Consider the following 11,111-nt stretch of genomic DNA (forward strand, 5'->3'; position numbering starts at 1 on the left):
TTAAGTTTACACTTTCTTTACTTTATTATCTTATAATGCTCTCTTCTTTAATTTTATTATTTCAAATCTAATTTAATTTTAAAAAACATTTTTAGTTTAACTAAAATTCTAAATTTTATAAAATTTACTTTATTTAGCAATTTACTTCATGTATTATAATATTAAAAAATCAATCAGATACGGAGGTTTTAAATGTTTATAAAATCGACTTTTTCAGATGTCAAAACAATAATGAAAATTATAAAACAAGCCCAAGAATCTCTAAAAGAACTTGGGATTGATCAGTGGCAAGATGACTATCCAAATTCTCAGGTAATAGAAAACGATATTAACAACGACTGTAGTTATGTTCTTAAAAAAGATAATGAAATTATATCAACAATAGCTATATCTTTTGATGGTGAAGAAAGCTACGAGAATATATCTGAAGGTGAATGGATTACAGATTCAAACTCTAAGTATGCAGTAATTCATAGAGTTGCTGCCAGTAACAGTGTAAGAGGTTCAGGTATAGCTAATAAATTATTTAAGTATGCTGAGAATTTATGCAAAGAAAATAATATTCCAAGTGTAAAAATTGATACTCATGAAGGTAACATACCAATGCAAAAGTTCTTAAATAAAAATGGTTATAAATACTGCGGGGTAATATACTTAGAAAACGGAGATAAAAGAGTTGCTTTTGAAAAGGTATTATAGTAAAAACTGAGATACTTAACATGAATAAATATACATGCCCATGTTGTGGTCATATAATAAATCTTATATTTATAAAAAGCAAAAACACTTGATTTAAAACCAAGTGTTTTTGCTTATACCTATTTAATTATCTGTATTTACTATATTCATTCCTGTAAGCTCATTTATTTTTTTACCTATTTCTAAACCACTAATATATTCACTTACCTCTTTAACTACTGTTGCATCTTTAATATCATTTATAGTATTTTCTATATCAATATTTTTCACTTTATCAACTACATTTTCTACTTTGAAATCTTCTACATAACCAGTTACTTTCTTTGCCACATCTGTATCTTTAATTTCATTTATAGCTTTTTTTACATCTGTATCTATAAAGTCATTTATTCCATTTACTACTTTTCCTATCCCCTTATCACTAAACTTATAACCTACAACATTTATAATCACCAATGATATTAATAGTGTTATGACTATCTTTTTAATTAATCTCATATTCATTCTCCTTAATGATTTAATAATTATATATTAACTTACTAAGTTTAATTTATCATTATCTTATTCTTAAGTAATGCTTAAATTTTTGTATGTAAATTATACCATAGATATTAATTATTAAATCTGGAAAATATTAATATTTTAAAATAAAATCATGAATTAATGTTATAGTCATTATCCTTTAAACTATTAATCTTTTTATATTTTAGAGATTTTATACCTTTTATTAATAAATAAATTCCTAATACAGCATAGATACTCTTAAATAATAAATTTTCTGGAGTAGGTAAAAATAAAAAGTTATTTATAAAATGCGCAAAAATAGATAATTTCATAGATCCAGTACTATAATAAATTCCACCTATAACTATACCTATAATAAATGCATTAACCCCTTGAGGTATGTTTAAATGAGCAACCCCAAATATTAATGCTGAAATTATTATTGCTTTTTTATAATTTTTTTTATATTTGCTTAATAATCCATTTAAAATTATTCCTCTAAAAAGTAATTCTTCAAGTATAGGTGCTGTAATAACTACTTGTATAGCAAGTGTTAATCCAACCATACCAATCTCTATTGTACTTAAATTATTTAAAATAAAATCTATATCATTCTCACTTATAGGTCCTTCAAATTGCGCTAGTGCATCAAATAAGAAAACTTCTCTAATTAGCATATATCCAATTATAATCAAAAATACATAAAGAAATTCCTTCTTTGTAATTAGCATCTTGTTCCTAATTATTTCATCATTATCTTTTTTTATAGACTTGCGTCCTATAATGGATACAACAATAATATTTGATACTATAATGATAATACTTCCTACTACAATAGCCGTTCCAAATGATATATTCTCGTTTATTAAAATCATTATAACTGTCGCTATAAGGTTTATTAAAACAGGCACTGCCAAAAATATAGCCATAATTATAAATGATTTTAGTATTGATATTTCTTTAATTTGACATTCATTTTTATATATTGATTTTAATGCTCTCATATTATCCTCATTTCTCTTTTATATAATTGTAAGCTTATTTTTTCATATGTTCAATATTTTCCAATATAAAATAATTTCATTTAAAAGTATTTCCAATAAACAATTATACTTAATATAGCAGCTATTATTGTATAAAATACAGAAACTATAATAGGAATATTTATATAAATCTTAAAAAAATTAGGATTTCTACGAGAGTCACTTTCAAGGAATCTTTTTACTGGTAAATCTAACATAGCAGTACCAGGCCCTCCTTCACTTGAAAAAAACACTATCAAAACAGATGCCATTAGACCTGTTGCAAATGACATTTCTAAAAATTCAACATTAAAAATTTTAGATGCGGTAATATTTATTACTACTAGAATAATAAGACAAACAAATGAATAAATAATTTTTTTCATAATATCTCCTAAATTATAATTTTTATTTAGTCAATAATCTTTATATACTTATAAAATCTTTATTATTTAATATGTCTTTTGGAATAATTTTGCTATCTAAATTTAGACATTATTATTTCGTCGTAGTATTTTCCTTCTTTGAAAATCTCATTTTTAAGAACCCCTTCAACTTTAAATCCACACTTCTCATAGCTTTTTATTGCCCTTTCATTAAACGAAAAAACTGAAAGTCTTATTTTATTAATATTCATATCATTAAATATAAAGTCAATTAATACCTTCATTGCATCTGTTCCATATCCCTTGCCCCAGTAGTCTTTATCTCCTATCATTATGCCAACAACTGCAACTCTAGTTAGCCAATTTACACTGTTAATTCCGCATCCGCCTATATACTTATTATTTTCAATATCTTCTATTGCAAAATTATATGTGCCCTCTTTATTTGATTTTTGTGATTTTATCCATTCGTCTTCTTCCCACTTACTAGTTGGGAAAGGAATACAGTTAACTAAAAATTTCTTTAACTCTTTATCATTAACAAGCTTTAGTGCTATATCTGTGTCTTCTTCTCTGTATGATCTTAAAACTACTTTTTCTCCATAATACATAAACTCATCATCCCTTTTTTGAAAATTTCTATAATTGTATTACTAAATATATCTATAGTAAATAATAAAATAAAAATTATATATATTATTTTTTAATATTTAATTTTAAATTAATAAAAGCTAGAATTTCTATTATTAGAACTTCTAGCTTTTTATTAATTTATATATTTATCAATTTTATTTATAATTTCTATTTGTTCATCTAAATTGTTGCTAGATTTTGTTATACCCATATGGAATTCACCTTCATTTAGCGTCTTACTATCTCTAACAGTTTTAACTATGTTATTTCCAAATTCATCTAAATCCATATATGATAATTCATACATCTTATTACTACCTTTTAAAAACTCTGCTGATATGCTTTCTTTATTACTTTTAAATACATAACTAATTGATTCTTCTTCTTTTATTTTTTCAACTTCACTTTTGTGTGGCTCTTCACCTATAATAGCTTTTAATTCTTTAATGCTTATATTATTTTTATTTGAAAAATTATTAACAATATTTTGATAATACGATTCATAATCTGTGTATTTATTATTTAGTAATTTGCATATTTCTTGGTATTTAATATTATTTGGTAAAGATATACCTAAGAAAAACTTCGGCTTATATTCTTCGTTTTCATCTAAATTACCTTTATGTGATTCAGGTGTATATGATAAATTTATGTTAATTTCTCCATCATTAAAAATATATACTGGGGATACGCTTTCATATCCATTATATATAATATTGGTTATAATTAATTCTTCTTTATCATTTTTAAATATGTATTGCCGCTGAATCATTTCAATATCTGAGGATTTCCCTCCCATTTTTAATTCTTCACCTTTTTCGCATTTATAGCCTGATAATAAGCTTTTTATATAATCTTTATTTAATTTATTTTCTTCATCTAGCTGTTTTGCAATTTTAAAATATCCTTCTTTTAATGAACTTGCTTTTTCTACTGATGTTGAATTTTCACATCCTGATGTTAGTACTAAAACCACTGTTAATAGTATTAATAATACTTGTTTTAGCTCAAGTTTTTCCAAGTCCTTCTCCCCTTTTGTATATATATTTCCTTATGATAACATTACCATATTTTAGAAATAATTTCTATTCATTTCTAAAATAAATCATTTGATTTCTAATTTATTTTAAATTTATAGTTTTAGATATACATTAATATTTACTATACCTATAAGTTGTTGATTACTATTAATTTGGAAACTTGTGAAAATATCCTCATACTATGAATAGTAGGAGGCGATAATATGGATTACAGGTATTTATATGATGGAATAGATGATAAAGTAAAACTAGCAAGTGGAGAAAAAATAACTCCAATTAATTTTGATAATGGCGCTACTACACCACCTTTAAAAAGTGTAACAAAACTAATTCAAGATAATATAAAAAACTATGGTCCAATAGCTAGAGGTGTAGGACCTAAAGGTGAGTACTGTACTACAATGTTTGAAAAATCTAGAGAAATAATACTTAATTTTTTCGGTTTAAAAGGATGTAATACTCATACTGTAATATATACAAAATCAGATACAGAAGGGTTAAATATATTAGCAAATGCACTTATAAAAAATAAAGATGATATGATTCTTACAACTAGAATGGAACATCATGCTAATGATTTACCTTTTAGAAAATCAGGTAAGGTTGTACATGTAGATGTTGATAAATTAGGCAGAATAAATATAGACGACATAGAACAAGAACTTGTAAAAGCAAACGGTAAAATAAAAGTTGTAACTGTAACAGGTGCATCAAATGTAACAGGGTACTTAACTCCAATACATGATATAGCTAAACTTGCCCATAAACACAATGCATTAATAATCGTTGATGGCGCTCAACTAATAGCACATGAAAAAGTTGATATGAAAGGATCTAATGAAGATGAAATGATAGATTTCATAACATTTTCTGCTCATAAAGCCTATGCTCCATTCGGTAGTGGTGCAATAGTCGGTCTAAAAGAATATCTAAAAGACTCAGATCCATTTTTATCTGGCGGTGGATGTGTTGCTGGAGTATTTGATGAAAGTGTAATATGGTCATCAATTCCAGAGAGATTTGAAGCTGGAACACAAAACTTTTTTGGTGTAATCGCCATGGCAAAAGCCTTAGAAGAACTACAAAATATTGGATTTGAAAATATAAAAAATCATGAAAAAAATATAAAAGAATACCTTATAAACTCTATGAAATGTATAAATAATGTAATTTTATATGGAGATACAGATTATATTGATGATAGATTAGGTGTAATTACTTTTAATATTAAAGATATGAACTACGAAGCCGTTGCTGTAAACATGGCAACTGAAAAAGGAATATCTCTAAGAGCCGGTAAATTCTGCGCTCATCCTTATGTATATAGACTATTAGGTGTTAGTGACTGTGACGCATATAGAGATGTGGTATCTGGATTGTATAATGATGGAATGGTAAGAGCAAGTCTTGGACTTTATAACACTATAGATGAAGCTAATATTTTCTTGGAACAACTAGACTATATTGCTAATGTATTAAGAAAATCTAACCGTAGATATAAAAAAACAATAAGAAAAGTAAGATTTTAATTATATAAAGAGTCTTCTTATTTAAATTATAAATAAGAGGACTCTTTTAAAATTTAATCTGTTATCATATAAATAATAGGTAATGTTTCATATTAGAAGGTATCAGGAGGATATAAATTTGAAATTTAAAATAATGTTTTTAATTGGATTTATTCTGTTTATTTTAGGCATCTACTTTTCAAGTAGGTCTAATATTATGATTGCAGTAGGAATATCTGGTGGATGTATAATGGGGTGTGCATCATCATTAATAGGTTTTTCATTAGTAAAAGACAGTAAAAATAAAAAAGTTAGATATAAATAATAAGCCCAGTAAAACTTTAAAAGCTTCACTAGGTTTATTATTACTTATTTTAGTTATTTTAGTTATTTTTATATTCATGTTCTAATATAGACATTATAATTATAGATTCATAGCTCCCATTATAAATCACACACTCTCTTAAAGTTCCTTCTTCTTTAAATCCTTCTGACTTATAAAGGTTTTGTGCTTTAGTATTTTTACATCTTACATCAAGCCAAAGCCTATGCGCACCTAATTGATTAAACGAGAATTCTTTTATTAGCTTTAATGTTTCTCTTCCAAACCCCTTACCTTTATCACTTATAACAACTCGCCTAAATTCAATATTGTTATCTTTATTTTCAATACCTCCCATAATTATATATCCAATGGGTTTGCTTGTATTTGAATCTTCAACTATTAAATGTACTATATCTCTATCTTTTAAAGAATCCATATGTCTTTCTTTACTCCATTGACCTACATACTGAGCATTATAAGGTTCTCTTTCTAAACTTATAACAAATTCTAAATCTGTACTTTTAGTACGCCTTAATGTAATATTTTTAGATTTTTTTATAATATCATTCATTAATTGCTCCCCCATATTTTAATTTTATTTGTATCTTTATTATGTATATTGTAGTAGTAATAATAGTCTTTTATAAAAAAGACTTTAAACATTTTAGTTTGTAATATATTTACTATTTGATATAAGCTATAATGTAAGTATATCATTATGCTATAATTAAATGTAAAAATTAGGTATGTTTAATAAATATAGTTTTTGATTAATTTCAATATTTTATATTTAAAGATAAGGGGGATAATTATTTTGAGTGGAAAAATAAAAAATGAAATATTTGAATGGTTTAAGACAATATGTGCATCGTTAGTTATTGCATTTGGAGTAACATTATTTGTACAACCAACTATAGTTAGTGGACAATCTATGTATCCTACATTAGAAGATAAAGATTATCTATTAATAAATAAATTATCTTACAACAAAGAAATTCCAAATAGAGGGGATATTTTAGTATTTAAATCAGGTTTAATTGATAATAAAACTAGTCATAAAAAAAATTTAGTTAAAAGAGTAATTGCTTTACCTGGAGAACATATCCTTATAAAAAATAATGAAGTATACATAAATGGCAAGTACTTAAGTGAAGATTATCTAAATGATGTATATACAGATGGTGATATTGATATTGTAGTTCCCAATAATCATGTATTTACTATGGGAGATAATAGACCAAATAGTGGTGATAGCAGAGACTCAAAAATAGGAACAGTTCCTTTAGATGATATAATTGGGAAAGTTACTTTAAGAGCGTATCCATTTAGTAAATTCGGTACAGTAAAATAAAATAAAAAAGTAGATAGTTTTAAATTTAAACTATCCACTTTTTTATTTTTATTATTTCATATATTTATGTAGTTTATTTACCATTTTTTCTTGTTCATCTAGTTTATCAACAAAATTAATTAAACCCATATGAAACTTTCCACCTTCTAGTTCTTTATTATCTCTGGCATTTTTCATTACATTAGTTTCCATATTTTCTGAGTCCATATCTATATATGACAATCCAAACATCTTATTACTATTTTTGAAATACTCTACAAGTATTTCTTTTTTATCTTTTTCAAATTTATATGAAATCAACTCTTCTTCAGCCTTTTTTCCAACTTTAACTTTTTCAGTTGTGGTTTCACTATGTGAATCACCGATAATACTTTTCAAATCTTCTATATTCATATCATTTTTAGTAGCAAAATTATCAGCAATCTTTTGATAATATGACTCATAGTCACTATAACTATCATTTAATATTTTGCATATATCTTGATACTTATTATTGTCAGATAAAGATACTCCTACAAATAAATGTGGTTTTGGCTCTGTATTTTCATCTATAAACTCTTTATCCGCTGGACTATATGATAAGCTTATATTAACATCTCCATCATCATAATTATACACTGTAGACAAGCTTTCTTTCCCATTATCAGTTATATGAGTTATAGTAAGTTCTTCTTTATCATTTTTAAATATATATGGTTGTTGAATCATCTTAAGTTCTGGAGAATAATCTTCTAGTCTAAATTCTTCTCCTTTTTTATATTCATAACCATTTAATAGATTTTTTACATATTCTTTGCTTATTTTTTCATTATCATCTATTGCCTTTGAAATTTTAAAATATCCATCTTTTAATGAAGCTACCCCTTTTACAGATTGTGTACTTTCACATCCTGATAGCGCTATTAAAAACGGTGCAACTAGCATTAGTAATACTTTCCTTACTTTGTTTGTCTCCAAGTTTTTCTCCCCCTTTTATTTTTATTTCACCCTCTATATATGTCCATTATAAATTTTTACTATATAATTTATTATATTTTAAAATAATTAATCTATCAAACATTTAAATTTCATAAACTTCTAAATAAAAAATTCGCTTTGCTCATATCGCCAACGACCTACAAACCAGGTCCGTTGCTCAAGCTTAGTAGTTGGAAATTATATTTATCCACAAGTCAGATAAAATACAATTTCCTTATATGTAAAAAAATGGAAGCTTAAAAGCTTCCATTTATATATTATTAAAATTTATTCATAGCAAAATAATCATCTTTATCTTCAAAACTTATATGTTTTTTATTTCCATGTAAATCCTTTAATCTAAAGTTTTCAACAAGTGATTTAACCATCTGTGCTTGTCCACTTAGTTCTTCACTGGCAGCTGCACTTTCTTCTGATGTTGCAGAGTTAGTTTGTACCACCTCTGAAATTTGACCTACTCCTAATGTAACTTGGTTAATTGCAGTAGCTTGTTCCCCAGAGGCTTTAGCTATATCCTCAACTAATACAATACTTTGATGCATTGTATCAATTATTTTTTGAAGTGATTCAGCTGTTTCGTCTACAATCTTACTTCCTTTACCAACTGCTTCTATTGAATTTTCAATAAGTGTAGCTGTGTTTTTAGCAGCTTCTGCTGATTTAGCAGCAAGATTTCTAACTTCATCAGCAACAACAGCAAATCCTTTACCAGCTTCCCCAGCTCTAGCAGCTTCAACTGCAGCATTTAATGCTAATATATTTGTTTGGAATGCTATGTCATCTATCGTTTTTATAATTCTACCGATTTCATTAGAAGTTACTGAAATTTCTTCCATAGATTTAACCATTTGTTTCATTTGATTATTACCATTTTCAACTTCATTACCTGCATTCATTGTTAAAACATTAGCTTCTTTAGCATTTTTTGCAGTATCTTTAATTTTATCAGATATTTCAGTAATAGTTGCAGATAATTCTTGAATTGAACTTGCTTGTTCAGTAGCACCTTGTGCTAACATTTGTGATCCACTAGCAACTTGCTCTGATGCAGCACCAACTTCTTCTGAAACTACATTTATTTGTGACATTGTTTCACTTAAATCATCTGTTATCCTAATTATTGATTTTTCGATTTCTTTAAATACTCCTATGTATTCTACTTCAGGTTCAACATCAAAATTACCGGATGCAACCTCTCCTAACACACGGACTGTATCATTTATAATTGCCTTAGTTTTATCACTCATTTGACGCATACTACTTGATAAAGAACCTAATTCATCTTTTGACTCATAATCAATTGAAATATCATAGTCTCCAACAGCCATTTTATTTGCAGCTACTTCTATTTCTCCAATTGGATTTCTTAAACTCTTTGTAATATATATACATATAATTACTCCTGCTACCATACTAGATATATTTAAAGTTGTAGAAATAATCTCAGATTTTGATACTGCATCACTCACTCCTTTATCAAATTTAATACCTAATTTTTCTGCATCTTCATAAAGAGCTATAGCGTAGTCTACACACTTACCATAAGATTTATAGTATGCTTGATCTTCTTTTACTACCATTTCTTTTGCAGTTTCATAGTCTCCTTTATCTATGAACTCATAAACTTTTTCATATTCTTGTCTTAATTCAACAACTGAGCTTTCAATATCACCAACTAATTTTGAAGCTTCTGAAGTGTTCTCACGAGGTATGTCAACACCACGAATTATTTTAATTCTTTCATTGATACTATCAAAGTTTTTTAAAATTGTTTCTTTATAGCTTGTATCTGTAGGATTTTGTGCAGTGAATGCAGTTACAAGATTTTGGTCAATAGAAACTATGTCTCTACGAATTCCCATAGATTGGTTAGTTAGTTGATAAGGACCTTCAAACAAATCATGTCCTAATTCTCCTGCTTTTCTCAAGTTATTCATTGCATTACCATTTGCAAATGCTGCAAGCAAAAGTACAATAATAAAAGATAGACTCAACTTTCTACCAATTTTCAGATTTTTAACTTTTAATTGTTTCATATACATCCCCCCATTTTGATTTGTTTTCTATTTAAATGAAAAATTCAAATATTCTAATTATTTCATTTGTTAATAATTAAATTTTATAAAAAAATGATTTTAATTTAAAGTTCATTTTAGTTTAAAATAGTTTTTCCTTATTTTTATACGGATAAATATATAGATACTTTAGATTTTATGTAATAAAATTTATAGATTTTTAAGAATTTTCTAAAAAAATATAAAATAGTAAAATCTCACTTAGATGATGTTATTTTATTATTTTATATGCTACCCTAAGGTTATAGGCAATAGCATTCATGTAATTTATTGTTAAAAATTGTAATTTGATATATATTTTTTATATAAGAGGTGATTTTTTGAAATTTATTGAAAAGTATAAACATTGGAGTGCTTTCTTTGTTATATTGCTATTAAATTTGATTGATACAGCATTTTTTCCAAACACAACTTTTAGTATTTATAAACTAGTAGCTAATATTTTCTTAATATTTATCTTAGTAAAGTTTCTAGGAGGTATTTTATCTTTCTTTAAATCAGATGGTTTAGCTAACACTTTAAGTTTAAAATTAATACTTGTCTATGTTATTATATTAGCTTTATGGTTAAATCTATTAATTAATATAAAT

Annotated in this window: 13 protein-coding genes; 5 read left to right on the forward strand and 8 right to left on the reverse strand. The window is 25.9% G+C overall.

Annotation, left to right across the window (positions count from 1 at the left end):
• Nucleotides 1-192 precede the first annotated feature (192 nt).
• Complete coding sequence (locus tag JWF52_RS14085; RefSeq protein WP_208334180.1) at nt 193-699, forward strand: GNAT family N-acetyltransferase; 507 nt, start codon at nt 193-195, stop codon at nt 697-699.
• A gap of 123 nt (nt 700-822) precedes the next feature.
• Here the strand turns inward: JWF52_RS14085 and JWF52_RS14090 are convergent, their stop codons facing one another.
• The 5 genes from JWF52_RS14090 to JWF52_RS14110 all read right to left on the reverse strand — a co-directional run bounded on the left by JWF52_RS14090 (nt 823) and on the right by JWF52_RS14110 (nt 4,265).
• Nucleotides 823-1,197 (reverse strand): hypothetical protein, encoded by a 375-nt coding sequence (locus JWF52_RS14090; RefSeq protein ID WP_208334181.1) that lies wholly within the window; start codon nt 1,195-1,197, stop codon nt 823-825.
• Between the two features lie 155 nt (nt 1,198-1,352).
• Nucleotides 1,353-2,207, reverse strand: a complete 855-nt coding sequence (locus JWF52_RS14095; RefSeq protein WP_208334182.1) for a CPBP family intramembrane glutamic endopeptidase — start codon at nt 2,205-2,207, stop codon at nt 1,353-1,355.
• A gap of 80 nt (nt 2,208-2,287) precedes the next feature.
• A complete protein-coding gene (locus tag JWF52_RS14100) occupies nt 2,288-2,611 on the reverse strand; it encodes a hypothetical protein (RefSeq protein ID WP_208334183.1) in 324 nt (107 codons plus the stop codon).
• A gap of 92 nt (nt 2,612-2,703) precedes the next feature.
• Nucleotides 2,704-3,222 (reverse strand): GNAT family N-acetyltransferase, encoded by a 519-nt coding sequence (locus JWF52_RS14105; protein WP_208334184.1) that lies wholly within the window; start codon nt 3,220-3,222, stop codon nt 2,704-2,706.
• Nucleotides 3,223-3,377: 155 nt separating this feature from the next.
• Nucleotides 3,378-4,265 (reverse strand): hypothetical protein, encoded by an 888-nt coding sequence (locus JWF52_RS14110; protein WP_208334185.1) that lies wholly within the window; start codon nt 4,263-4,265, stop codon nt 3,378-3,380.
• Nucleotides 4,266-4,487: 222 nt separating this feature from the next.
• Between JWF52_RS14110 and JWF52_RS14115 the strand changes: the two genes are divergently transcribed.
• Both JWF52_RS14115 and JWF52_RS14120 read left to right on the forward strand, forming a co-directional pair.
• A complete protein-coding gene (locus JWF52_RS14115; protein WP_208334186.1) occupies nt 4,488-5,813 on the forward strand; it encodes an aminotransferase class V-fold PLP-dependent enzyme in 1,326 nt (441 codons plus the stop codon).
• A 118-nt stretch (nt 5,814-5,931) separates the two neighbouring features.
• Nucleotides 5,932-6,117 carry a hypothetical protein gene (locus JWF52_RS14120; RefSeq protein ID WP_208334187.1) on the forward strand — a complete coding sequence of 62 codons (186 nt, stop codon included), beginning with the start codon at nt 5,932-5,934 and terminating at the stop codon, nt 6,115-6,117.
• A 58-nt stretch (nt 6,118-6,175) separates the two neighbouring features.
• Here the strand turns inward: JWF52_RS14120 and JWF52_RS14125 are convergent, their stop codons facing one another.
• Entirely contained in the window at nt 6,176-6,688 is a 513-nt protein-coding gene (locus tag JWF52_RS14125) for a GNAT family N-acetyltransferase (RefSeq protein WP_208334188.1), read from the reverse strand.
• Nucleotides 6,689-6,931: 243 nt separating this feature from the next.
• Between JWF52_RS14125 and lepB the strand changes: the two genes are divergently transcribed.
• Nucleotides 6,932-7,468: a signal peptidase I gene (gene lepB, locus JWF52_RS14130; protein WP_208334189.1), complete on the forward strand. Its 537-nt coding sequence runs from the start codon at nt 6,932-6,934 to the stop codon at nt 7,466-7,468.
• 51 nt (nt 7,469-7,519) lie between these two features.
• Here lepB and JWF52_RS14135 read toward each other — a convergent pair whose 3' ends face one another.
• Together JWF52_RS14135 and JWF52_RS14140 are read right to left on the reverse strand one after the other, a co-directional pair.
• Nucleotides 7,520-8,425 (reverse strand): hypothetical protein, encoded by a 906-nt coding sequence (locus tag JWF52_RS14135; protein WP_208334190.1) that lies wholly within the window; start codon nt 8,423-8,425, stop codon nt 7,520-7,522.
• A gap of 281 nt (nt 8,426-8,706) precedes the next feature.
• Complete coding sequence (locus tag JWF52_RS14140; RefSeq protein WP_208334191.1) at nt 8,707-10,482, reverse strand: methyl-accepting chemotaxis protein; 1,776 nt, start codon at nt 10,480-10,482, stop codon at nt 8,707-8,709.
• Nucleotides 10,483-10,841: 359 nt separating this feature from the next.
• On the opposite strand from JWF52_RS14140, the gene JWF52_RS14145 reads away from it, so the two are divergent.
• The coding region (locus JWF52_RS14145) for a hypothetical protein (protein ID WP_208334192.1) at nt 10,842-11,111 on the forward strand (270 nt) is incomplete at its 3' end.

It is taken from the genome of Clostridium sp. CCUG 7971 (genome assembly GCF_017590215.1).
Lineage (GTDB): Bacteria > Bacillota > Clostridia > Peptostreptococcales > Peptostreptococcaceae > Faecalimicrobium.